The following is a 25,326-nucleotide window of genomic DNA, read 5'->3' on the forward strand; positions in this document are numbered from 1 at the left end:
TATCTCGCATCTGCCCTGGCTCGGTCCCACCTCGCTGCTGATCGTTGCCCCAGGATTGCCCCCTAGAATTGATCCGTTCATCATTCACCTGCCGCTGCGCCCGAGCACCAAAAGTGCATGAGCGTGGTGCTCCGCGAAGACGCGGCGGCCCGAGCCTCGAGATCGGAGGTTCCCATGTCCATTAGCCAGACACGCAACGAGGTTGCTGCCAAGGCCATCGTCGGTGAGCCCGAGGTTGTCGAGGATGGCCGCGCCCCCGGTGTGGAGCGGTCGCCAGAATGGTTGGCCCTGAAGGCTGCGGCCACCGCGCTTCAGCCGCTGCAGATCAAGGACGGCTCGATTCCAAACGCCGCCGATCACGCCGCCGCTCGTGAGCACGTTGCAACGATCACCTCCTCGGTCTCGGCGCTTGCTCCGTTGTTCCCGCACGACGCCGCCTACCTCAGCGCGCTTGTGGTCGACTTTGACCGCTGGGCTGCCGAAGGCTTCGGTGTTCCCGACTTCCTGGACTCGCTTGTTGCCTTCCAGCCGCAGCAACACCGCGTTGATGGCTTGCGCCACCTCGTCGTGTTTCCGATGTACACGCAGAACGGCTCCCCCGACCGCCACGTTGAGGCGCTCATCGCGGAGGTCATCTGGCCGGAGTTCATCGCTGACCTGGAAGCTGGCGACTACGGCAACAAGCTGTTCGTCTCGCTCCGACTGATCGATTTCACCTCGGGCTACGACACGAACTCCGCCGTGCTGTTTCCGGAGACCGTCGCGATGCGCGAGATCCCCACGTTCACGTGGGGCGCGATCTTCCAAGACCGCGAGGCCGCCCGCTACCGCCGCGTCGTTCGTGAAGCCGCCGAAATCACCAAGCTCGAGCTGCCGGAAGACGCAGCCCGCATGCTGGATGATCAGGAACTCGCCGAAAAGACGTTCGTGATGTGGGACATCATCCACGACCGCACCCACATGCGCGGCGACCTACCGTTTGACCCGTTCATGATCAAGCAGCGCATGCCGTTCTTCCTCTACTCGCTGGAGGAGATGCGGTGCGATCTGACCGCGTTCCGCGAGTCGGTGAACATCGAGCGCTCGCTGCGTGCGCGCGTTGACGCGGGCGATGAGCTGACTGCCTCCGAATCCGAAATGCTGGAGAAGGCCAAGCTCGTGCAGTACGCGGTGCTGTTTGACCGCGTCTTCCGCTTCGCGCTGACCGGTTCGCGCGTGCGCAACTACGACGGCCTCGGCGGCCAGCTGCTGTTCGCATGGCTGCACCAGCGCGGCGTGCTGCACTGGACCGACGTATCGCTCGCGATCGAATGGGACCGTCTGCCGGACGCCGTCGTCGAACTCGGCGACGCGATCGATGACCTGTACTGGCGTTCGATCGACCGCCCGAAGACCGTGCACTGGTTGGCCGCCTACGACCTGGTCAGCAAGACCGTGACGCCGCACCCGGCATCGAAGTGGAACCGCGGGCTGAGTGAAGAAATTCTCGCCGGCCCGCCGAAGGGCTTCACCGACGCCGTGCTTGACGACGAATTCCCGCTGTCGATGTTCTTCGAGGCGCTCGATAAGAAGATGGCCGACGTCATCAGCTCGACGGCAGGCATCCGCGGAACGGACTAAGCGGCGCGTGCGCCAGCACACGTAGCAACAGGTGCGGGTTGGGAGGGATTGTTCCTTCCCAACCCGCACTGTCGTTTTCGGCGCTCGCTGGTTCCGTCGCCTGTGGTTCCGTCGCCGGTGGTTCCGCCGTTTCGCGACACGAATTTGTCACGAAGCGTCACGGAATCGCCTCGGGGTGCGCCGGCGACCTTAGGGTGAAAACACCCCACACAGCACGGGTACTCCCTGCCCCATTTCTAGGAGCGCACATGCCTCGCAAAATTGCCACCTCTATCGCGGCCATCGCCGCCGCTGGTTTGCTGCTTTCGGGCTGCACCAGCAGCACCCCGGAAACCTCCGGTGAATCAGACGGTGGGTCAACGTCCGCGTCGAGCAACGCGACCTTCACGTACGCCATCGGCGGCGACCCCATGTCGATGAACCCGATCAACCTCAGCGACCGCTGGGGACTGACGTTCGCGAACATCGTGTACTTGCCCCTCGCCCGCGTCGAGGCTGACGGCACGGTCGTCAACGAGCTGGCCGAGAAGATTGAGCCGGCAGAAGACGGCCTGTCGGTCACCGTCACGCTGAAGGATGACCTGAAGTGGTCAGACGGTGAGCCGATCACCGCTGAAGACGTGGTCTTCACGTACACCAACAAGGCCGTGCGCGAGAATGGCAACGCCGACCTGCTGTACGTCGGCGACGAGCCGATCACCGCCGCAGCAACCGATGACCACACCGTCGTCTTCACGCTGCCGTCGCTGAGCGCCGCAGCCATCAGCAACATCGCCACCGAGACGTACATCATCCCGAAGCACATCTACGGCGACGTAACCGACTTCTCGGTGACCCAGCTTGACCCCGCAGCCATTGGTTCCGGCCCCTACAAGCTCGATGAATACAAGCCCGGCGAGTACCTGAAGTTCTCCGCCAACGAGAACTACTACGGCGACGCCCCAAACATCCCGAACCTGATCCTGCAGATTCTGACGGACGCTGACACGGTCAAGACCGCACTGCAGACCGACCAGGTTTCGGCCTCGTTTGTGACGTCGGCTCAGGTTGCTGAATTTGAGGGCACCAACGTCACCACCTACCCGTACTCCGAGGGTCGCGTTGCCTACCTCGGTGTGCAGGCCGGAAAGCCTGCGCTGGCAGACCCGAAGGTTCGCCAGGCGCTGTTCTTCGCTCTCGACCGTGGTGCGATCTCGGACGCTGCCTTCCTCAGCACCGACTACTACGAAGAGGCCTACTCGATCCTGCCGCCGAGCAACCCGTGGGCGACCGAGGATGTCGAAAAGTACGAGCAGGACGTTGCGAAGTCCAAGCAGCTTCTCGAAGAGGCAAACGCCGCCGACCTCAAGCTGACGCTCGGCTACATCGGAACCGACCCCGCACAGGTTGCTGAGGCAACGCAGGTGCAGGAGCAGTTCGCCGAGGTTGGCGTTGACCTCACCCTCTCGGGTGTTGACGGCTCGGCACTGTACGCAGAGCTGGAAAAGGGTGCAGACAGCAAGTTTGACCTCTTCCTTGGTGGTTACATCATGGGCCTGGAGCCGGACGCCTACTCGGCACTGTTCCGCACGGGCGCATCGGCCAACTACTTCGGCTACTCCAACCCCGAGGTTGACGCTCTCTTCGACGCCGGCGTAGCCGAGCTCGACGACGCAAAGCGCGGCGACATCTACGACGAACTGCAGGCGAAGATTCAGGACGACGCCGTGTTCTTCCCGATCGCCGACAACAAGAAGATCATTGCGATGAGCAACTCCTTCACGGGCATCGACGAGGCGCGCCTCGTTCCGATCTACTCGCTGGAGAACTTCGGAAAGCTCGCCGTCAAGTAACGCGAACATGCGGGGGTCGGCGCGTGCCGGCCCCCGCATTCGTGTTCTAGGGTGAGCAGAGGAGGAAGAGTGCTCGGATTTATTGCCCGTCGTTTAGCGCAGGTTATTCCGCTGCTTCTCGTTCTCAGCATGGTGGTGTTCCTGCTGATCCACCTGGCACCGTACGACGTCGTCGATTCGTACACGACGCCGTCGATGTCAGACGAAACGGTCGCCGCGATTCGCGAGCGACTCGGCCTCAACGAGCCGGTGTGGGTGCAGTACGGCGCGTGGCTGTGGAACGTGTTGCAGGGCAACCTCGGCAACTCGCTGGCCACCGGGCTACCGATTGCCGATGAGCTGGCCCGCCGCATTCCCAACACCATCATCCTGGTCGCCCCCGCGTACCTCACGGCGCTTACCCTCGCCATCGTGCTGGGCTTGGCGGCAGGCAGCCGCAAGGGTAGCCTGCTTGACCGCATCATCGACAGCATCTGCTCCGTCGGCATCGCAACCCCATCGTTCTGGTTCGCGCTGCTAGTGATGTTCTTCTTCGGGTACGTGCTGCGCCTGTTTCCGATCTTCGGCATGCATTCCATCGGCAAAGAGGGCGACATTGGCGACCTCCTGCTGCACCTCGCCATGCCTTTCCTGGTGCTGGTGGTCGCCTTCTTCCCCGACCTCACCCGTTACGTTCGCTCATCCACCATCACGCAGCTCGACGAAGACTACGTGCAGGTACAAAAGGCGTACGGCGCCTCCAACGGCTTCATTCTGCGCCGCCACGTGAGCCGCAACATTCTGCTGCCGATCATCACGCAGTTGGGCCTTGCCCTTCCGATTCTCGTCACCGGCGCGATCGTTACCGAAAGCATCTTCGCGTGGCCAGGCGTCGGCCTCTACATCTTGAACGCGACAGCCGCCCTCGACTACCCCGTGATTCTCGCGGTGCTCCTCCTCTCCGCCGTGCTCGTCATGGTCGGAAACCTCGTCGCCGATCTGCTGTACGTTGCAGCCGATCCACGAATCCGTCTGGCTAAGAAGGCGGCATGATGGCTCAGAAAACCGTGAAAGACACCGCGCTTCGCCGCTTCACCAAGAATCCGGCCGCGATGACCGCGCTCATCGTGCTGGCACTCATCACCATTGCGTGCCTTTCGGCTCCGCTGTGGCCGCACTTCGGCGAAAAATCCAACCTTGACGCGCGCTGGTTGCCGCCCAGCGCGCAACACTGGCTCGGCACCGATGAGCAGGGCAAGGACTACTTCACTCGCGTGCTCGACGGCGGGCGCATCACGCTGTTCGTTGGCTTTGTCGCAACCCTCGTCTCGATGACCGTCGGCGTGCTCGTCGGTGTGTGCGCCGCGTACTTCGGCCGGTTTGTCGACGAAGCGCTGATGCGTTTGGTTGACCTGCTCACCGCCGTGCCGTGGATGGTGCTCGTCATCGTGGCTCGAGCATTCTTCCCGCCGGGTCTGTGGACAATCATCCTCATCATCGGCGCGCTCAGTTGGATGTCTACCGCCCGACTGGTGCGTGCCGAAGCCCTCTCCATCAAGGAGCGTACGTTTGTCGGCTACGCCAAGTACATTGGCGAGAAGCCGGCCGTGGTGATCTTCCGTCACATCTTGCCCGGAGCGATTGGAACCATCATTGTCGTGTCGACGGCGACGGTATCGGGCGCGATCATGACGGAGTCCGCGCTGGGCTTCTTGGGCCTCGGCGTTCCGGCGCCGCTGGCCTCGTGGGGCTCGTTGCTTTCAACCTCGAAGGGGCAATTGGCCACCGCTCCGCACCTGGCCATTGTGCCTGGCCTGTTGATCGCCATCACGGTCTTCTGCGTCAACGTAATCGGAAACGGCCTGCGCTCGGCGATCATGCGGGAGGAATCACGATGACTCTGCTCTCCATCTCGAATCTGAACGTCAGCATCACGCAACCCGATGGTTCCGTCGCCCATATTCTGCATGACGTGTCAGTTGGCGTTGATCGCGGCGAAGTGTTGGGTATTGTCGGGGAGTCGGGCTCGGGCAAGACGATGCTGCTGCGCTCGCTGATGAAGATTCTGCCGCCGCGCGCCGTCGCCACGATGGATGCGCTCACCTTTGATGACCGCGATGCATTGGCGACGTTTGAGCGTGAACGACTACCGCTGTCGATGGTGTTTCAAGACCCGCTGACCTCGTTCAACCCGCTGCGAAAAATTGGCGGGCATCTCACCGAGGTGGTCAAGCGTTTTCAGGCAGTCTCTGGGGGTGCCGCTCGGGTGCGCGCTGCCGCCGCGCTCGATCAGGTGGGTATTCCGCACCCGAAGCGGGTGCTGGGGCAGTATCCGCACGAGCTTTCCGGCGGCATGCGCCAGCGCGTGATGATTGCGATGGCGCTGCTCTCCGAGCCCGAGGTGCTGGTGGCGGACGAGCCGACCACGGCGCTGGATGCCACGATTCAAGCGCAGATTCTGTCGCTGCTGTCATCGCTTCGCGAGTCGCGCGGGCTGACCATCATTGTCGTCACCCACGACCTCGGCGTTGTCGCGGCGCTGTGTGATCGGGTGGTCGTGATGAAGGATGGCCGCGTGGTTGAAACGGGCCCGGTCGAGCAGGTTTTCGCTGACCCGCAGAATGCTTACACGAAGTCGTTGCTGGCTTCGATTCCGCATGTTGACGGGCTCGAGACCGAACTTTCCGCGGGTTCGGATGCGTTTTCCGCGGGTTCCGATGAGTTTTCGGCGGGTTCCGATGAGGAGGTGCGGGATGTCTGATTCGGGTGTTGATTCTGTGATTGGCCCGGTTGTTGGCCCGGTCTCGACTTCGGTGCCTCCGCCGCTGATTTCAACGGTTGATCTCTCGAAAGAGTTTGTCGTGCGCGAGCGCGGACGCAAGTCCATCGTGACGGCGGTGCGCGATGTTTCGCTAGAAATCGCCGCCGGCGAGACCCTGGGCGTCGTCGGCGAATCGGGCAGCGGCAAGTCGACGCTTGGCCGCTGCATTTTGGGGCTGGAGACACCGTCGAGCGGCACTGTCGCGTTTGACGGAACCATCATGACGGGCCTCGGGCATCGCGAGTTGCGTGGGCACCAGCGTGACATGCAGATCATCTTTCAAGACCCGTACTCGTCGCTGAATCCGCGGCGCACCGCGCTGCAGCAGGTGATGGAGCCTCTGGAGGTGCTCACCGATCACACCGACATGCGCGCCCGCGCGCTGGAGGCACTCGATCGAGTCGGCATTTCAGAGACGCAGGCGGAGCGTCTGCCCCGCTCGTTCTCCGGCGGACAGCGTCAGCGCATCGCGATCGCGCGCGCCATCGTGGTTCGCCCCCGCTTCATCGTGTGCGACGAGCCGGTCTCGGCGCTAGACATGTCGATCCAGGCGCAGGTGACCGAGTTGCTGCAAGAGCTGCAGCGAGACCTCGGCCTCACGTACCTGTTTATCTCGCACGATCTGTCGGTCGTCCGAGAAATCGCAACGCGCACGGCCGTAATGTATCGCGGCCAGATCGTTGAGCTCGGCCCAACGCCCGCCCTGTTCGCCGAGCCCAAGCACCCATACACGCAGCGCCTTCTCGACGCCGTACTGGTTCCGGAACCAGCAATTGCGCGCGAGCGACTGGCGCACTTTGGTGCGTCGGTGCGGTCGCCCCTGGAGATTCCGGCCGACTCCCGTTTGGTCGAGGTTCTCCCGGGCCACTGGGTGCGCGAGGGGTAGTTCGCACACCGGCACCGTCGTTCCGGTCGCCGCACTGCGGTTCGGCCATCGTTGTTTCGCCATTGTGACAAGCCGCGCCCAAATGTCGGAGACCTTCACCGGAGCAGCCCATGGGAGCGGTACCACCCGGCGTGTCGCTCCAAACGCTCCGACATTTGGCAACGGGAAACATCGGAACCACGAAGCATCCGCGCGCGCTGGTCGCCGCGCCGAGGTTCCGCCTGATGCACCGAGACCCCGTCCCCGCACCGAGACCCCGTCCCGGCACCGAGGTTCCACCCGCCGCACCGGCACTCCGCCGCCACGCCGCACCGAAATGTCGGAGAACCTGACCGAAACAGCCCTCGGGAGCGGTGCCACCCGGCGTGTCACCCCAAGCACTCCGACATTTGGCAACAGAAAACGGAACCACGAAGCCACAGGGCGCGCCGCTCACCGGCACCGAGGTTCCACCCGCCGCACCGGCACTCCGCCGCCACGCCGCACCCAAATGTCGGAGAACTTCACCAAAACACGCCTTGTGAGCGGTGCCACCCGGCGCGTCGCCCCAAAGACTCCGTCACTTGGCAACAGAAGACCGGAACCACGCAACGTCCGCGCGCGCCGCTCACCGGCACCGAGGTTCCACCCGCCGCACCGGCACTCCGCCGCCACGCCGCGCCCAAATGTCGGAGAACCTGACCGAAACAGCCCACGGGAGCGGTGCCACCCGGCGTGTCACCCCAAAGACTCCGACATTTGGCTACAGAACACCGGAACCACGCACCCGCAGCGCGCGCCGTGGTGAAGCCGCCTGGGTCGGCACCGCCGCGACGGTGGTCGTTCTTCGCGAGCTAGCGGAGGGCGCCGACGCTGGCGAGGGCGAGGCGCACAAGGGTGCCGCGCCCGCCTTCCATTTCGGCGCTGAGGGTCTCGGACGATGCTTCTTCCGGCGTCATCCAAGTGACTTCGAGTGCGTCTTGACGCGGCTCGCAGGTTCCGGTGACCGGAACCACGAAGGCGAGCGAAACGGCGTGCTGGCGGTCATCGTGATACGCGCTGACGCCTGGCAGCGGGAAGTATTCGGCCACCGTGAAGGGTGCCGGCTGGGGTGGCAGAAGCGGAAACGCCATCGGGCCGAGGTCGTTTTCGACGTGACGAAACAGCGCATCGCGTACGGTCTCGCCGTAACGAACGCGGCCAGAAACGATCGTGCGAGTCATCTCACCCATCGGGGTGGCGCGCAGCAAAATGCCAACTTCGGTGACCGCCCCGGTACCGTCTTGCCGCACGGGAATCGCCTCAACGTAAAGAATCGGCAGGTGGCGGCGAGCCTCGGCAAGTTCAACCTCGCTCAGCCAACCGGGATTTGCGCCGGGCGCGTGAAATTCGTTGTTGAGCCCGAGACCGGCGAGTGGATCACGCGGGGTCTCGTCGTTCGGCTCGCTCGGGTCTGGATCCGGGGTGCGCACTGCCATGTCTCTTGTATACCCGACGGGCCGCCGATTGCCGAGAGTTTCGGCCAACGGCGAACGTCAGCGACTGCGTCGTCGCGATCACGACGTCGAGCGCGCGCCGGCCCGCCCACCGATGTTCCGCGTGTATCGTCAGCCGTCCGGCTGCGCGCGCCATGCCGCGATAACCTCGCGCTCGCCCGCATCGCTCAGCCCCGCGCCGCCGCCGTTGTTGCCGCGCCACCACATGCCATCGCGCAGCGTGTCGGCAAGGGGTCGCAATCGAAGCCCGTTCGCCGCGGCCAATTTCGCACTGCGGGCGCTCATCGCTCCCATGCTTTCGTCGGCAATCCACAGCGGCAACGAATTATCGCCCGCCCATTCGGCGACGCCGTGTTCAAGCAAGAATGCGGCAGGCATCGGCAAGATTCGCGGTTCATCGACTCCCGCACCGCCCTCGGCAACACCGGCCTCTCGCGCAATCGCCAGGTGGTCGCGCAACGTGAGCTGTTCGCCCAGCACATCGAAGGTTCCGCTGATCTCCGCGCTCGCGCAATACACCAGCCACGCAGCAAGATCGCGGGCGTCGATCACGGCGCACGTGAGGTCGAGGGCGTCCGGAACCACGATGTGCGTCGCGTCGACGGGGTGCGCAAAGCGCCATGGCCAGTAAGTGGTGCGACCCGTGGCATCACCAGGGCCACCGATGAGACCGGGACGAGCGATGACGAAACGATCCGGGCCAAACGCGGCCACAACGGCGTCTTCTGCCGCAACCTTTGCCGAGCCGTAGTCGGCCATCGATGCCATCACGTCGGCTTCAAGCGGGGGTAGGCGATCGGCCGTCTCGTCGGCATCGCGCTGCGCGTGGTTGGCGTAAACGCTGATGGTCGACACCAGAATGTAGCGATTCGCCGACTCGGCGAGAGCCTGCGTGGCACGGCGAACATGACCGGGCTCACGCGCGACGTCGATCACGGCGTCCCACTGCTCACCCGCGACAGCAACGTAAGCGTCATCGGCGTCGCGATCAGCCCGCACCGATCGTGCCCCGTTGGGCACCCCCGCCGAACGCGTCAAGCACGTCACAGCGTGCCCGGCCTCCAGCGCGATACGCGCCACGTGCGAGCTAACCCAGCCAGTACCACCGAGCACGAGAATCTTCATGCCGCCAGCCTGTCACGCCCCAGCGGTCACGGCTACCGTGTTGCGGATTGCGGGGGTGTGCTTCGTCCGGCCCGTTTCGGGGTTTCGGGCGGTGTCGTGGTTTCGGCGCGCGCCGTGGTTTCGGGGCGCGCCGTGGTTTTGACCCGGCATCTTGGTTCCGGCCGGCCTCATGGTCCCGTCTCAACAGTTGCCAAATGTCGGAGAAGTGCGACCCGGAAGGCGGTGGGAGCGGTGCCATGCGGCGTGTTGGCACGAAGGCTCCGACATTTGGTCACAGAAAAGAGCGGAACCACGGGCGCCGACGGGAGTGTCGGAGGTACGCAGTGCGGGTCTTTCGACTGGTGTGGGGTTCCGGAGTTCCGGGATTACGGAGTTCCGGAATTCCGGCGTTCCAGAGTTCCGGGGTCACTTGTGACGGGTGTTCTGGTTCCGCGGCCTATTTTCCGGCCCGCCTCATGGTTCCGTCTCAACCGTTGCCAAATGTCGGAGAAATGCGACCCGGAAGGCGGTGGGAGCGGTGCCATGCGGCGTGTTGGCACGAAGGCTCCGACATTTGGTCACAGAAAGGAGTGGAACCACGGGCGCCGGCTGGAGTGTCGGAGGTGGGTGGCAGGATGGGGCCATGTCGAATTCTGATCCCATCGACGTTGATTCGGTGTTGTGGTCTGCGCCCGCGGACGCCCGAGACGGCCGCCCCGTTGTGGTGTTGCTTCACGGCTACGGAAGTGACGAACGTGACCTTTTCAGCCTCGTGCCGCTGCTGCCAGACGAGTTCGTGTATGTCGCCGTACGAGCTCCGCTGGCACCGCCGTGGCCCGCGCCCGGCTACTCGTGGTACCCGATCGAGGGGTTGAATGCGCGCACTGGCGAGAGCGTCACGGCGGGCGCCGAGGCACTGTTGGCTTGGCTGGACACGCAAGAAATCGGCGATGTGGGGCTACTGGGATTCTCGCAGGGGGCGGCTGTCGCGATTCAAGCGCTCCGGCTGCGTCCGCAACGATTCGCCTTTGCCGTCAATCTGTCCGGCTACGCGGCTGGTGGTGAACTCCCCACCGACGCTGAGCTTGCCGCGCGGCGTCCACCCGTTTTCTGGGGGCGCGGAACCAATGACACAGTGATCTTCCCGCAACTCATTGAGCACACAACAGCCTGGTTGCCCGGCGTCGTCGAGCTCTCCGGGCGCGTGTACACCGGGCTCGGTCACGCCGTCTCGCAAGACGAGATTGTCGATGTGGGCGTCTTTCTACGCAAGTGTCTCGAAGACCTCCGCCAACCTGCCGCCACAGATGTGCAATCCCCAGACGGACCAAGCGCAGACGGGCAAAGTACGGACGGGCAGAGTACGGACGGGCAGAGTACGGACGGGCAGAGCACGGACGGGCGAGACGAGGAGGGGTAAACCGAAGTCGAGCTGAGCACAGATAGGCAATGCGCGGACAAGTTGTTGTTGGCAACGCACAGTCGAGCTGACCCCCGCCAGACGTATACACACGAGCACCCCGCGACACGCCCGGGATTCGCATTTCTGCGGTGCCGGCGTTACGATAAATGAGTCCTGTCCCAGAACATTGGAATGAAGTGACAATTATCGACGCCCGCGCATAAGCGCTGATTGTCGATCCACTTCGGTGGCTTCGAATGCTTGATGGCCTGCTTCGCACGCCTCGCATTTGAGCCGCACAGCCGCCCAAACGGGCGGAATGTTGGTGATGACGCAGCGCTCCCTCGCGCGTGTGTCACCGGCCTTGGGGTTTGGTGCGCCCGCGCATGACAAACCCGCGGCGTCCAAGAGACGCCGCAGAGACGGAGGCCTCATGTTTAACCCTGCTGTCGTCATCGACGACCTCTCTTTTGTCTGGCCAGATGGCCAGATCGCACTCGACTCCATTTCGGGCAGCTTCAGCTCCGCGCGCACCGGACTGATTGGCCGCAACGGCTCCGGAAAGTCGACGCTGTTGCGGTTGATCGCGGGGCAGCTGACCCCCACCGCGGGCCAGGTTCGCCCGGCCGGCAGGGTCGCCATGTTGGCGCAACGCGTCACCGCAAAGGCAGATCTTGCGGTGGCTGACCTGCTCGGCATCGGCGATGTGTTGCGCGCCGTTCGCGCAATCGAAGGCGGTGACGTTGATCCGTCGCATTTCGACACGATTGGCGACGACTGGGATATCGAGGCGCGTGCCCACGCTGCGCTCGCCGACATTGGCCTGCCGCCCGACGCGCTCGACCGCAACGTCGGCGCGCTCTCCGGTGGCGAAACCATGCTCGCGGCAATCTCCGGTCTGCGCTTGAGCGGTGCCGACATTGTGCTGCTCGATGAGCCAACCAACAACCTCGACCGCGTCGCGCGCGAGCGGTTGTATGGGCTCATTTCATCGTGGCCGGGCACGCTCATCATCACCAGCCACGACACCGGGCTGCTTGAACTCATGGACGAAACGGCCGAGCTTTACGACAACCAACTCACCGTATTTGGTGGGCCGTACTCCGAGTTTCGGGCATGGCTTGATCAAGAACAAGAGTCGGCTCAACAGGCGGAACGCGCCGCAAAAGCCGTGGTGAAACGCGAAAAGCGCGTGCGCATCGAAGCCGAAGCGAAGCTTGCCGGCCGTGACCGCAGCGCCGCAAAGGCCGAGCGAGAGAAGCGACTGCCCCCCATCGTGGCGCACGGCCGACGCATGCAAGCCCAGGTTTCTGCCGGCAAGCTTCGCGTCGACGCCCGCGAGAAGGAGAGCGCCGCCCGCGCCGCGCACGATGTCGCCGAACGGCGCCTTCGCGATGACGATTCGATTCGCATCGATCTGCCCGACCCGGACGTTTCGGCAAGCCGCCGCATCGCAACACTCGGCGACGGCGAACGCGAATGGATCATCCAAGGCCCCGAGCGCGTCGCCCTGGTCGGGCGCAACGGCGCCGGAAAATCCACGCTGTTGGAACGGCTCGTCGGCTCGGAACCATCAGCTGCCTCGGGTGGGGATGCTGCGGTTGACATCAGCACGATGCTTCACACCGACCGGGTGCGGTATCTGCGCCAGAGTGCGGATGGGCTGGACGATGCGTTGTCGGCGGAGCAGAATGTGCGCGCCGCCGCGCCGCAGATCGAGGATCGTGAGCTGCGCAATCGCCTGGCTCGATTCTTGATCCGAGGTGACGCGATGACGCGACCGGTGTCGACGCTGTCGGGTGGCGAACGATTTCGGGTGGCGCTGGCGTCACTCCTGTTCGCCGAGCCTGCGCCGCAATTGCTCGTGTTGGATGAGCCGACAAACAACCTCGACATCGACACGGTGAACCAGCTTGTCGACGCGCTCTCGGCCTACCGCGGCGCGATCGTGGTGGTCAGCCACGATCAGGCCTCCCTTGATCGCCTTGGCATCGGACTCACGCTGGAGCTCGACGGCACCCTCACCCAGGTGTAGAGGCGCGCGCAGGCGTCGCGGAACCTCGGCACTGCACCCTGGTTCCGCACCCGGCCATGGTTCCACGCGGTGCCCTGGTTCCGCACCCGGCCATGGTTCCACGACCGTTCTGCACGATTGAAAACGGTGTGCACGCAGATTTCGCCACACCCGTCACTTCATCAACACCAGTCACACCCGTGCGTGCAGAACGGTCGCGGTCGGGGTACAGCCGCTGCGTTCTGCCGCGGGCGGAACCAGGAAGCGACCCCAATGTCGGTGGCAGGGATAAGAATGGTCAGATGAGCGAGATTTTGGAACGATTCGGCGCCGCGACGCGCGAATGGTTTCAGGGTGCGTTCACGAAGCCGACGACCGCGCAGATTGGGGCGTGGGAGGCGATTTCGCGCGGCAAGAATGCGCTCGTGGTGGCCCCAACGGGCTCGGGCAAGACGCTGTCGGCGTTTCTGTGGTCAATCGACCGGGTGTTTCACGAGCCTCGGCCCGACGGCCCGCAGCGCACCAGCGTGCTCTATATCTCGCCGCTGAAGGCGCTGGGCGTTGACGTTGAGAGAAATCTGCGCTCCCCGCTGATCGGTATTTCGCATGCCGCCCGCCGACTCGGAACCGAGCCCCCGGTGGTGACGGTGGGCGTTCGATCCGGAGACACCCCGTCGAATGAGCGCACCAAGATGGTGCGCAATCCGCCCGACATTCTCATCACGACGCCCGAGTCGCTGTACCTTATGCTCACCAGTCGCGCGGCCGAAACCCTCAAGGGCGTGCATACCGTCATCATCGACGAGGTGCACGCGGTCGCGGCGACCAAGCGTGGCGCGCATCTCGCGGTCAGCCTCGAGCGCCTCGACAATCTGCTCGACAAACCGGCGCAGCGCATTGGGCTGTCTGCGACTGTTCGTCCGATCGACGAGGTTGCGCGTTTTCTCGGCGGCTCGGCACCCGTCGACATCGTCGCGCCGAAGGCGTCAAAGACGTTCGATCTCAACGTGGTTGTGCCTATCGACGACATGACCAACCCGCCGGTGCCCGAGACCGAGGGTGCTGACTGGTATGACGCCGATGGCCCCGTGCTCACCGAGGTCACCGGGTCGGTCTGGCCGCACGTCGAAGAGGCCATCGTCGACAGAATCGTCGCCAACACCTCGACGATCGTGTTCGCCAACTCCCGGCGCCTCGCCGAGCGCCTCACCGGCCGCCTCAACGAAATCTACGCCGACCGGCTCGGACTCGGGCCCGACGGCTCTCCCCTCGCGTCAGAAGAATCGACGCCATTCGAGGGCGCGGCAGGCGCTACATCGGGTGCTACCGGCCGCGGAACCAGTGCCGCCGCGGGTGCAAAAACGAAGATTCCTGACATGGTCGCGCAATCTGGCATTAGCGCCGGCGTCGCCCCGGTGCTCGCGAAAGCACATCATGGTTCCGTTTCAAAAGAGCAACGCTCGCTCGTCGAAGAAGAGCTGAAGAGCGGCCTGCTGCGTTGCGTGGTGGCTACCTCCAGCCTTGAGCTCGGCATCGATATGGGTGCGGTTGATCTGGTGATTCAGGTGGAGGCTCCGCCGTCGGCGGCCAGCGGTCTGCAGCGCGTTGGTCGAGCCGGGCACCAGGTGGGAGAGATTAGCCGTGCCGCGCTCTTCCCCAAGCATCGGGCTGACGTGCTTCACACCGCGATCGTCACCGAACGCATGCTCAACGGGCAGATCGAGGCGATCGCGATCCCGCAAAATCCACTCGATATTCTGGCTCAGCAGACGGTCGCCGCCTCCGCGCTTGACGCCCTCCACGTCGAAGACTGGTTTGAGACCGTCAAACGTTCTGCACCGTTTCGCAACCTCCCCCGCTCGGCGTTCGAGGCCACCCTTGACCTGCTCGCCGGGCGGTACCCGAGCGACGAATTCGCCGAGCTACGCCCGCGCGTCGTGTGGGATCGTGATGCCGGAACCATCACAGGGCGCCCGGGAGCACAGCGGTTGGCTGTCACCAGCGGTGGCACCATTCCCGACCGCGGGCTGTTTGGCGTCTTCGTCGCCGGCGAATCGCGCGGCGCGCGCGTCGGCGAGCTTGACGAAGAGATGGTCTATGAGTCGCGCGTGAACGATGTCTTTACGCTCGGCACCACCTCATGGCGCATCGTCGAAATCACGCACGACCGCGTGAATGTTGTGCCCGCGTTCGGCCAACCGGGGCGACTTCCGTTCTGGCATGGTGACGGGTTGGGCCGGCCCGCCGAACTCGGCGAAGCCCTCGGCGCGATGAGTCGTGCGCTAATTTCGGCACCGCGTGAGAAGGCGGAGGCGAGGCTGATCGAAGCAGGTCTTGATGCGAAGGCGCGCGACAACCTACTCGCCTACCTCACCGAGCAACGCGAAGCCACCGGAACCCTCCCCACCGACAAGACCCTCACCGTTGAGCGCGGCAAAGATGATGTCGGCGACTGGCGCCTGATCTTGCACTCACCCTATGGCCGTTCCGTTCACGCACCGTGGGCACTGGCCATCGGCGCACGCATCCGCGAACGTCTCGGGGTTGACGGCGCGGCCGTTGCCAGCGATGACGGCATCATTGTGCGCATTCCCGACGCCATCAGCGAGCCGCCTGGTGCCGACCTGTTCGTGTTTGACGCGGATGAAATCGAGCAACTCGTCACCGAAGAGGTCGGCGGCTCTGCGCTCTTCGCCGCGCGGTTTCGCGAGTGCGCCGCCCGCGCCCTGCTCATGCCGCGCGTGAACCCGCACAAACGCACGCCGCTGTGGCAGCAACGACAGCGTTCCGCACAGCTCCTGGAGGTGGCACGCAACCACCCCACGTTTCCGATCATCCTCGAGACGCTGCGCGAAGTGCTGCAAGACGTCTACGATCTGCCCGCACTGCTGCGCATCACCAGACACATAGCCGAGCGGCAAATTCGGCTCGTCGAGGTCGAGCCCGCCCAAGCATCACCTTTTGCCAAAGATCTGCTGTTTGGGTACGTCGGCGAGTTCATGTACGAGGGCGACTCGCCTCTCGCCGAGCGCCGGGCGGCCGCGCTCAGCGTTGACCCCACGCTTCTCGGCGAGCTGCTCGGCAAGGTCGAGATGCGCCAGCTTCTCGACCCCGATGTGTTGTTGCAGTTCGAGGCCGAACAGCAACGCCTGACCGCAGACCGCCGCGCCCGTGGCGTGGAGGGCGTCGCAGACCTGTTGCGTGTGCTCGGCCCGATGACGAGCGAGCAACTCGCGCTCCGCCTGCAGGGATCGGAGCAGGAGTCGGAGCGGCGCTCGCAGCAAGTGTCAGAGGACGGCTTGCGGCAGGGCTCGGAGCAGGTGTCAGCGCCAGCCTCCGAGCACCTGGCGACGCCCGCAACCACCCCGTCGGGCGACGAAGACGGTTCCGCCGCGCATGCCTCGGTCGGCGAGGCGGCGGCGTTTGCAACCGCGCTGGTTGATTCCCGTCGCGCCATCGTCGTGACCATCGCGGGCGAAGAGCGGTTTGCCGCGATCGAAGATGCCGGGCGCCTCCGCGACGCCCTTGGCGTTGCCCTCCCGGTGGGGGTTCCGGTCGCTTTTCTCGAACCGCTCGCCGACCCGTTGGGCGATCTCGTTGCACGCTTCGCCCGCACGCACGGCCCGTTCACCGCCGAACGGATCGCGGCTTGGCTCGGCATCGGTGTCGCGATCGTGCGGCATACGCTGCAACGGTTGGAGTCGGCGGGGCGTGTGCAGAGCGGTTTCTTCTTGCCAGAAGGGCGCGGGGACGAGGCCGAATGGTGCGATAGCGATGTGCTGCGGCGGCTACGATTGCGTTCGCTTGCCGCGCTTCGCGGAGCCGTCGAACCGGTTGCCCCTGAGGCGTACGCACGATTCTTGCCCGACTGGCAGCATCTCACGCGACCGCTTGAGGGCATTGACGGCGTGGTCGCCGCGATCGACCAGCTGGCGGGGGTTCCTATCCCGGCCAGCGCGTGGGAGTCGCTCATCCTGCCCTCGCGCGTTCATAATTACTCGCCGGCGATGCTTGACGAGCTGACCGCGACCGGCGAAGTCATGTGGGCTGGGGTCGGCGCGCTGCCCGGCCGTGATGGTTGGGTGAGCTTGCACCTTGCCGACTCCGCACCGCTGACGCTGACGCCACCCGAAGGAGAAATCGCCGAAGGTAGCCTGGCTCAGCGCCTCGTCAACATTCTTGGTGCCGGCGGCGCCTACTTCGCCTCGCAACTACAGGTGCTATCCGACGCCGAAAATGAGCAGTCGGTGATCGATGCATTGTGGGAGTTGGTGTGGTCTTCTCGGGTCACGAACGACACCTTTGCACCGCTACGTACCCTCATTGGGGGCGGTAGCCAGGCCCACCGCGTCGCTCGCAAGGCGCCGCGAGCACGCCTGTACCGTGGTTCCGCGACCCGCACGAGCGTCGCCCCGCCGCGCCCGCCAGCGCTGGGCGGACGATGGTCGCTGCTTCCCGAGGTGGCAGAGGAGTCAGCCCCCCGCGTTGCCGCGACGGCGTCGCTTCTACTCGACCGCTATGGCGTTGTCACCCGCGGGCCGGTGCAGAGCGAGCAAGTTCCCGGCGGTTTCGCGCAGGTGTACCGCACGCTCGCGACGTTCGAAACCGCCGGGCACTGTCGACGCGGGTACTTCATTGAAAAGCTCGGCGCAGCGCAGTTTGCGACCAGCACGACGATCGACCGGCTCCGCCAGTTTTCGGCGCTCGCCGACCCGCCACCGCTCACGGCGGTCACCCTTGCCGCCACCGATCCGGCCAACGCCTATGGTGCTGCGCTGCCGTGGCCAGCACTTGACGGCGTGAAGCACCGACCCGGGCGAAAGGCCGGCGGCATTGTGACGCTCGTTGACGGTCAGCTCGTGCTGTATCTAGAGCGCGGCGGACGAACCGCGCTCGCGTTTAGTGCTGACGAAAGCGTGCTGCGAGCAGCGACGACCAACCTGGTGCAGACTTCGCGGTCGCGGCGCCTCGAAACCCTCACCATCGAGCAGGTGAACGGCGAGTTTGTGTACACGTCGCCGGTCGGTCGCGCGCTTCGCGATGCGGGCTTTGTGGAGTCCACCAAGGGCCTCACCTTTCGAAAGGCCGCTCCCGGTGCCTGAGGGCGACACCGTCTACCGCACCGCGCACCACCTGGCCGAGGTGCTGATGGGAGCGACGATTACCGAGTTTGATCTGCGGGTGCCTGGCGCCGCCACCATCGATCTCACCGGTCTCACCGTCTCTGACGTGGTTCCGCGCGGCAAGCACATTCTGCACCACATCGGTGACTTCACCCTTCACAGCCACCTCCGCATGGAGGGATCGTGGCACGTCTACAAGCGCGGAACCTCGTGGCGGCGGCCCGCGTTTCAGGCACGCGCCGTCGTCGGAAGCGCAGACGTGCAAACGGTCGGCTTTGATCTCGCCGGTGTCACCGTGGTGCCAACCGAGCGCGAACACGAACTGATCGGGCATCTCGGCCCCGACCCGCTCGCCGCAGACTGGGACGAAGTGACGGCGGCCACCGCGGTTGCCGCCGATGAGCGTCCGGTGCATGTCGCGCTCCTCGACCAGCGAAATGTGGCGGGATTCGGCAATGAATATGTGAACGAGATGCTGTTCGTCGCCGGAATTGACCCGCACCGCACGGTGACCGTTGACGAGGCTGTGCGTCTTGTCGCCACCGGCGAGCGCATGATGCGGGCGAACTTGCCGCGGCGCGGCCGCGTGTTCACGGGAGACTCGCGCCCCGGACGGGCCACCTGGGTGTTCGGCCGCGAGCGCGAACGGTGTCGACGATGCTCAACGCCGCTACTCACCGACCAGCTCGGCGCCGATGCCACCAAGCTTCGCAACGTCTTTTGGTGCCCGCGCTGCCAGAAATAGCCTGATCACAGGCGCTGGCTGGGAGAGTGCCGAATGCGTGTATGCGATGGAATGAAAATCGACATACCGCCGTTGATTCCAGTACACCCCTCTCGGTTGGAGGAAAACGTGGGAAAGAACTACATCGATATCGAAGATGACAAGGGTCAGATCCTTCGATACCGCAAGCATGTCAACGGGCGCGGACTCATCGCGCACGGCGCAAAGGTTGACGCCGACGCCATCGTTGAAGCGGGCGCCTATATTGAGCCGCACGCTCACGTTGCTGCTGGCGCGCACATTGCGCGAGGCGCCTGGATTGAACGCGACGCACAGGTCGGCCCCGGTGCCGTCATTGACGCGCACGCACACATCGGGCACGGCGCCGTCATCGGTCAGGGAGCACGCATCGGCGTGCGCACCACCGTCGGCGAAGGCGCAAGCATCGCCCGCGGCGCCCGCATCGGCGACGACGAAATCGTGCACCCCGGCATGCGCATCTCGACCGACCGCAAGGGGCTCTGGCTCGCCGCATAGCGCGCAAGCCCCGCCCCCGAAGCCCTTCCCCGAGCGCCGCTGATCCTCAGCACGGCGCTCGGGGATTTTTGTTGCCCGGCGGTGTTCTGTTGCACCAGTTTCACGTGCGTTTGCGTGGTTCCACGTGGTTCCGCCCCTCGCTCGCCGCCCTGAATCCCGCTGCGCCGTGGTTGTCCCGCGCACCCGTGGTTCCGTGCTGGGCGCCCCAGTTCCGCAAGAAACCCTGTTATGCACGAGCAAACCGGGTGTGCAGGACAAAACTCCGGCGTGTTGCCTGTTTTCGGCGTTTTGGTCGTGCAGAACAGGATTGCGGTCGTGCAGAACAGGATTTCAGGCGGGCGGAACCAGGAGTTCGGGCGGGCGGAACCAGGCTGCAGTCGCAGAGGAGAACAAGACTGGCTTGAGCCGGGCGGTTGCGCGGGGCGAACGGGGGCGGGATACCCTGGGGATATGAGTTCTGCGCGACGGGGTCCGGCGGGAAAGTCCGGAAAGCGGCCGTTGTCGCACGCAAAGGGCGCAGCGGGCAAGGGCGCAGTCGGCAAAGGTACGGCAGGCAAGGGAGCAGCGCGGGGAGCGAAGGCCTCCGCCGCGCGAGGGCAAGCCGGCAAGAGCGGAACCAAGGGAGCAGGCACGTCAGGCGCGGGAAAGTCCGGCGCGGGTAAGAACGCACGCGGCACCACTGTGGTGTTTGATTCACCGGTCGCCGAGAAGCCCGGCCCGTTCCGACTCGGCGTAGTCGCCGGCGCGACTCCGGGTAAATGGATCGCGGTGTGGCGCGAGCGGTACCCCGACATTGAGCTCGAACTCGTGCCAACCGACTCCGCAGCGGCGCGCGAAGCGTTGCTCGCTGGGGGGATCGACCTCGCAATCGTGCGCGAACCGTTCTCTCACGACGACCTGCACGTCATCGCGCTGTACGAGGAGGTTGTTGGCGCGGTGGTGAGTGTCGACAGTGCTCTCGAAGCGGCAGCCGAGCTTACGCTCGCCGATTTCGCGGGCGAGGTCGTGATTGTTCCGCGCGACGACGTGACCAACTTCGGCTCGATTGCCGGCGCGGTCGAGCCGAAATTTGCGGCCCCAGAAACCACCGAAGACGCGATCCAGACCGTCGCGACAGGCGTCGGCGTTGTTATCGTGCCCATGTCGATTGCCCGCGCGCATCGCCGCAAAGACGTAACGTTCCGCCCGATCGTCGGCGCCGAGCCGACGCAGGTTGCCCTCGCCTGGGAGCGCGCCAACGACTCCGCCGAGGTTCAGGCGTTTATTGGCATCGTGCGCGGCCGCACGGCGCAATCATCCCGCGGCTAGCGCGTCACGCTCTGCCACCGCGCCCCAGAGCCGACTCACATAAGCCCGCGCGCCAGCTCGATCCGCTCCCGCACGTAGCTATCCAACGGCGCTAGGCCGCCGGCAGCAGACCACCGAATCTTCAACTCGCCGCCTTGCGCAACAATCGGCCCCGAGGTTCCACCGCTCGCCAGCGCGCTGAAGTCAATCGGCGTCCAGTTGTAGTGAATCGCGCGCCCCTCCGGCACCCCGCCGCGATACGCGGCGAAGCGCAACTCATCGCGCTCGCGTGCCGAAATCGCGGTGTATCCCTTGCGCGATGGTTCCAACGACCGCGCAACATCGCCGGTCGCGAGCACCGCATCGGCAGTAACCAGCAGCGCGCCGAGATGCCATGCTTCGCCCACGGCGACAATGCGCGGCGCGCGCGTGATACCGATGACACGCTTGGCCGGGCGATACTCGCCAATCAGCTCGGTGGGCATTGCGGCCAGCTGCGCGCGCACCTCGCTAAAGAGCGCGTCAGCGGAACCAGATGCGGCAGTCACAGAATTAGGCTAGCCCGTCACACACCGGCTCACGATTCGGAAGTTTAGCCCGCAGGGGGAAGAATGAACCGGAAAAGGAGCACGATGACTGATTCGACCGACACCGCCCGCCTGCTGATCACCTGTGATGACCAGCCGGGTATCGTCGCGGCGGTGGCGGGACTGATGGCGCGGGTGGGCGCGAACATCATTTCGCTTGACCAGCACTCGACCGACGCCGAGGGCGGCAAGTTCTTTCAGCGCACGGTGTTTCACATCGAGGGATTTGGCGAACGCCGCCCCGAGATCGAGCAAATGATTGCCGAGCTTGCGGCGCCGTTCGGCATGGAATGGTCACTGCACGATGCCTCGCAGCGCAAGCGCGTGGCCATTTTTGTGTCGCAGTACGACCACTGCCTGCTCGACCTGCTGTGGCGCGTGCAGCGTGGCGATCTCGACATCGACATCGTGTGCGTGGTCTCCAACCACACGGCACTTGAGCAGTCGGTGGCGAACTTCGGGGTTCCGTTCGTGCACATTCCGTCCACCGACAAGGCCGCGATGGAGGCAAAGCAGCTCGACCTGTTGGCCGGCGCCGTCGACCTGGTGGTGCTCGCGCGCTATATGCAGATTCTCTCCGACGACTTCATTCAGAAGGTCGGCGCCCCGGTGATCAACATTCACCACTCCTTCTTGCCCGCGTTCATCGGAGCGAACCCCTACGCCCGCGCCAAGGAGCGTGGCGTGAAACTGATCGGCGCGACCGCGCACTACGCGACCGCCGACCTCGATGAGGGCCCGATCATCGAGCAAGACGTCACCCGCGTCACGCACGCCGAATCTGCCCTCGAACTGCAGCGCCGCGGTCAAGATGTCGAGCGCCTCGTGCTGGCCCGCGCCGTGCGCTGGCATGCCGAAGACCGCGTCATCGTGCATGGCCGCTCCACGGTCATTCTGTAACCCCAACAGCCAGCAACCCGCACGCAACGGATTGTATGGTTCCGCCGGCCAGGAGCGCGTCACGACGGATTACGTGATCCCGACGCGACGGCCGGCAACAGGTATTGCGGGCTTCGTGGTTCCGATCCCTGGTCTCGCCACTCAGCCTACTTGCAACGCGAGATTCGGAGATCACGCTGACAGCCGGAGATTTCACGCATAATCTCCTTCTCCCGGCGTAATCTCCTGCTCTCGCGTGCTCGCGCACCCCGCGGAACCGCGTGGTTCGTCACCGCGCACCCAGCGGAACCACGTGATTCGTCACCCCGCACCCCGCGGAACCACGTGGTTCCGACGCGACACGGCAGAAGGAGATTACGCTGACAGCCGGAGATTTCACGCACATTCTCCTTCCCCCGGCGTAATCTCCTGCTCTCGCGTGCTCGCGCACCCCGCGGAACCACGAGCGCGGCGCGCGGGCGGAACCAGGTGGTTCCGCCCGCGGACTACCCCTGCGGGCGCGTGGTTAGATGCCGACGGCGAGGGCTGCGGTGTATCCGCTCGTGGGATCACCGGTGATAGTGGCGATCTGGAAAATGCCGCCGTCATCGCCGAACACGTTGTCGCTGGCGAGGCTCACCTGGCTGAGGTTACGCACGCTGCTTTCGTAACCCGATGTGGCGTATACCGCGTCGCAGGCTTCCTTCGGCAACGCGAGTTGACTGGTCTTGAGGATCGGCCCGGCGGCGACCGCCGTTGCCACGTCGGCATATACCTCAAAGTGAATATGCGGCCAGCGTCCCGAATAGCATGCGGGAAAGATCGACGTGAATGTCACGGTGCCCGACGCATCGGTCTCTTGCACGCCGCGCAGATAGTTCTCGTTTTCGACGCCGCTCGAATACAGCGAGTAGTTGCCCGCAGCATCGCAATGCCAGGCGTAGACGCCGGCGCCTGCGATCGCGTTGCCGGTTGCGGCCTCACGGATCGTGAGGGAGAACTGCAACGGAACCCCCTGTGCGGTGGTCGTGGAGCTCCCGAAGCTGGAGCGAATGTCGCTACGCACAATGCCGGAATCATCGAGAATGTTGACGCCGTTGGAGTTGTCGGCAGGGTATGGCCCGCCGGTCTCGTCGGGAATCTCCGTCATTGGCGTCGCCGCCGCGCTCGGCGTCGCCGAAGCCGTTGGAGTTGCCGAAGCGCTCGGCGTTGACGTTGCGCTCGGCGATGGCGTTGTCGTCGCGATGGGCGAGGACGAATTTGCCTGCGGCGTGCAGGCCGCGAGCAGACTCGTGAGGGCGACGCCGCCAAACAAGCCCAGCGCTCGGCGCCGGTTGATCAACGTTTGCACGTCGTAGACCAGCCCGCGATGGTCTTCATCCATCACGGTTCCGTCGGCATTTAACCACCGTTCATCGTGGGTTTCTGGTTGCGACATGGCGTCGTCCTTCCGAGAGAGGACTCCATCACATACCCGCAGGCTATGTTTGCGCTATGCCCGCGACATGAAACGCGTACAGACGGTAATGAAAGCGGCGGGCGCCGGAACCACGAAGCGGGAGGCGTCGGAACCACGAAGACGGCGAGCGCACGAAAAAACGGCGGCCGAGAGTCACCTCTCGCGCCGCCGTTTTGCATCTCAGTCGCCAGCCCGTGAGCCGCTAAACGACGCCCATCGCGCTCATTGCATCGGCCACGCGCAAGAAGCCGGCGATGTTGGCGCCGGTGCTGTAGCTACCAGGCGCGCCATACTCATCGGCGGTAGTGAGGCAGCTGTCGTGGATGTCTTTCATGATGGCGGCGAGGCGCTGGTCGGTGAATTCGAAGCTCCACGAATCGCGTGACGCATTCTGCTGCATTTCCAGCGCGCTCGTCGCGACGCCACCGGCGTTCACGGCCTTGCCGGGTGCAAACCGCAGGGTGGGGTCGTCCACGAAAACGCGCGTCGCCTCGGGAGTGCACGGCATGTTGGCACCCTCGGCAACGATGATGCAGCCGTTCTTGACCAGGGTGATGGCGGCGGTCTCATCGAGTTCGTTTTGCGTGGCACACGGCAGCGCGATATCGCACGGCACATCCCAGATCGACCCGTTTGCGACAAACGTCGCGTCGCGCTCGGCGGCGTACTCGTCGATGCGCCCGCGACGCACCTCCTTGATGTTCTTCACGAGATCCAGGTCAATGCCGTTCTCGTCGACGATGTAGCCGGACGAGTCGCTCATTGCCACTACCGTGCCGCCCAGCTGGTGCACCTTCTCAACCGCGTAGATCGCCACGTTGCCGGAGCCCGAGACAACCACGCGCTTGCCTTCGAACGAGTCGTTTGAGGCCTTCAGCATCTCGCGAACGAAGTACACGGTTCCGTAGCCCGTGGCCTCGGTGCGCACGAGCGAGCCGCCCCATCCGATGCCCTTGCCGGTCAGCACGCCCGATTCGTAGCGGTTGGTGATGCGCTTGTACTGGCCAAACATGTAGCCAATTTCTCGCCCACCCACACCAATGTCACCGGCAGGAACGTCGGTGTACTCGCCGATGTGGCGGTACAGCTCGGTCATGAAGGACTGGCAGAAACGCATGACCTCGTGGTCGCTACGCCCCTTGGGGTCAAAGTCAGAGCCGCCCTTGCCGCCGCCGATGGGCATGCCGGTGAGCGCGTTCTTGAAGATCTGCTCGAAGCCCAAGAACTTGATGATGCCGAGGTACACCGAGGGGTGAAAGCGCAGGCCGCCCTTAAAGGGTCCAAGTGCCGAGTTGAATTCCACGCGGAACCCGCGATTCAGTTGCACGCGGTTGTTGTCGTCCGTCCACGGCACCCGGAAGATGATCTGGCGTTCCGGTTCGCAAATGCGCTGCAGAATCGCAGATTCGGTGTACTCCGGGCGCTTCTGAATGACGGGAGCGAGGCTTTCAAAGACCTCACGAACGGCTTGGTGAAACTCTGCTTCGCCGGGGTTTCGCGCCACGACTTCGTCGTAGATCGAAACAAGGCGATCGTGCACAGGCGACATAGAAACTGCAATCCAACTCGGTGCAAGCACTCACGCTTGCAGACATGG

The 25,326-nt window shown here is 64.6% G+C and carries 18 protein-coding genes; 13 read left to right on the top strand and 5 right to left on the bottom strand.

The annotated features are described in order from the left end of the window. Positions 1–174: 174 nt before the first annotated feature. From FVP60_RS05555 to FVP60_RS05580, 6 genes are all read left to right on the top strand, one after another. Positions 175–1,620: a DUF6421 family protein gene (locus FVP60_RS05555; RefSeq protein ID WP_147825226.1), complete on the top strand. Its 1,446-nt coding sequence runs from the start codon at positions 175–177 to the stop codon at positions 1,618–1,620. Between the two features lie 248 nt (positions 1,621–1,868). Then, positions 1,869–3,452, top strand: coding sequence for an ABC transporter substrate-binding protein (locus FVP60_RS05560; RefSeq protein WP_147825227.1), 1,584 nt, complete (start codon positions 1,869–1,871; stop codon positions 3,450–3,452). Positions 3,453–3,521: 69 nt separating this feature from the next. Continuing rightward, positions 3,522–4,484: an ABC transporter permease gene (locus FVP60_RS05565; protein WP_147825228.1), complete on the top strand. Its 963-nt coding sequence runs from the start codon at positions 3,522–3,524 to the stop codon at positions 4,482–4,484. After that, complete coding sequence (locus FVP60_RS05570; RefSeq protein ID WP_222705890.1) at positions 4,481–5,329, top strand: ABC transporter permease; 849 nt, start codon at positions 4,481–4,483, stop codon at positions 5,327–5,329. Before FVP60_RS05565 ends, FVP60_RS05570 begins: the two co-directional genes overlap by 4 nt. After that, positions 5,326–6,192, top strand: coding sequence for an ABC transporter ATP-binding protein (locus tag FVP60_RS05575; protein ID WP_147825229.1), 867 nt, complete (start codon positions 5,326–5,328; stop codon positions 6,190–6,192). The genes FVP60_RS05570 and FVP60_RS05575 overlap by 4 nt, the downstream gene beginning before the upstream one ends. After that, the gene (locus tag FVP60_RS05580; RefSeq protein ID WP_147825230.1) at positions 6,185–7,138 is read left to right on the top strand and encodes an ATP-binding cassette domain-containing protein; all 954 of its coding nucleotides are present in this window, start codon (positions 6,185–6,187) and stop codon (positions 7,136–7,138) included. Before FVP60_RS05575 ends, FVP60_RS05580 begins: the two co-directional genes overlap by 8 nt. An 833-nt stretch (positions 7,139–7,971) precedes the next feature. On the opposite strand, the gene FVP60_RS05585 is transcribed toward FVP60_RS05580, so the two are convergent. Both FVP60_RS05585 and FVP60_RS05590 read right to left on the bottom strand, forming a co-directional pair. After that, positions 7,972–8,595: an NUDIX hydrolase family protein gene (locus FVP60_RS05585; RefSeq protein ID WP_147825231.1), complete on the bottom strand. Its 624-nt coding sequence runs from the start codon at positions 8,593–8,595 to the stop codon at positions 7,972–7,974. 129 nt (positions 8,596–8,724) lie between these two features. Continuing rightward, a complete protein-coding gene (locus tag FVP60_RS05590; RefSeq protein ID WP_147825232.1) occupies positions 8,725–9,738 on the bottom strand; it encodes an NAD-dependent epimerase/dehydratase family protein in 1,014 nt (337 codons plus the stop codon). 622 nt (positions 9,739–10,360) lie between these two features. On the opposite strand from FVP60_RS05590, the gene FVP60_RS05595 reads away from it, so the two are divergent. From FVP60_RS05595 to FVP60_RS05620, 6 genes are all read left to right on the top strand, one after another. Next, positions 10,361–11,137 carry an alpha/beta hydrolase gene (locus tag FVP60_RS05595; protein WP_147825233.1) on the top strand — a complete coding sequence of 259 codons (777 nt, stop codon included), beginning with the start codon at positions 10,361–10,363 and terminating at the stop codon, positions 11,135–11,137. A 415-nt stretch (positions 11,138–11,552) separates the two neighbouring features. Then, complete coding sequence (locus tag FVP60_RS05600) at positions 11,553–13,154, top strand: ABC-F family ATP-binding cassette domain-containing protein (RefSeq protein WP_147825234.1); 1,602 nt, start codon at positions 11,553–11,555, stop codon at positions 13,152–13,154. Positions 13,155–13,435: 281 nt separating this feature from the next. Further along, positions 13,436–18,235 (top strand): Lhr family ATP-dependent helicase, encoded by a 4,800-nt coding sequence (locus FVP60_RS05605; protein ID WP_147825235.1) that lies wholly within the window; start codon positions 13,436–13,438, stop codon positions 18,233–18,235. Beyond that, positions 18,228–19,001: a DNA-formamidopyrimidine glycosylase family protein gene (locus tag FVP60_RS05610; protein WP_147825236.1), complete on the top strand. Its 774-nt coding sequence runs from the start codon at positions 18,228–18,230 to the stop codon at positions 18,999–19,001. Before FVP60_RS05605 ends, FVP60_RS05610 begins: the two co-directional genes overlap by 8 nt. Before the next feature lie 108 nt (positions 19,002–19,109). Continuing rightward, a complete protein-coding gene (locus FVP60_RS05615) occupies positions 19,110–19,517 on the top strand; it encodes a transferase (protein ID WP_147825237.1) in 408 nt (135 codons plus the stop codon). Positions 19,518–19,967: 450 nt separating this feature from the next. After that, positions 19,968–20,825, top strand: coding sequence for a LysR family substrate-binding domain-containing protein (locus FVP60_RS05620; protein ID WP_147825238.1), 858 nt, complete (start codon positions 19,968–19,970; stop codon positions 20,823–20,825). Between the two features lie 35 nt (positions 20,826–20,860). Here FVP60_RS05620 and FVP60_RS05625 read toward each other — a convergent pair whose 3' ends face one another. Then, on the bottom strand, positions 20,861–21,352 hold the full coding sequence (locus FVP60_RS05625; protein WP_246132463.1) for a glutaminase: 492 nt from the start codon (positions 21,350–21,352) through the stop codon (positions 20,861–20,863). 84 nt (positions 21,353–21,436) lie between these two features. Here FVP60_RS05625 and purU point away from each other — a divergent pair, with 84 nt between their 5' ends. Next, positions 21,437–22,291, top strand: coding sequence for a formyltetrahydrofolate deformylase (purU, locus tag FVP60_RS05630; RefSeq protein WP_246132464.1), 855 nt, complete (start codon positions 21,437–21,439; stop codon positions 22,289–22,291). 505 nt (positions 22,292–22,796) lie between these two features. On the opposite strand, the gene FVP60_RS05635 is transcribed toward purU, so the two are convergent. Together FVP60_RS05635 and gdhA are read right to left on the bottom strand one after the other, a co-directional pair. After that, the gene (locus FVP60_RS05635) at positions 22,797–23,708 is read right to left on the bottom strand and encodes an intradiol ring-cleavage dioxygenase (RefSeq protein WP_147825240.1); all 912 of its coding nucleotides are present in this window, start codon (positions 23,706–23,708) and stop codon (positions 22,797–22,799) included. A gap of 223 nt (positions 23,709–23,931) precedes the next feature. After that, a complete protein-coding gene (gene gdhA / locus FVP60_RS05640; protein ID WP_147825241.1) occupies positions 23,932–25,278 on the bottom strand; it encodes an NADP-specific glutamate dehydrogenase in 1,347 nt (448 codons plus the stop codon). Between the last annotated feature and the right edge of the window lie 48 nt (positions 25,279–25,326).

Source organism: Microbacterium mitrae (genome assembly GCF_008017445.1).
GTDB lineage: Bacteria > Actinomycetota > Actinomycetes > Actinomycetales > Microbacteriaceae > Microbacterium > Microbacterium mitrae.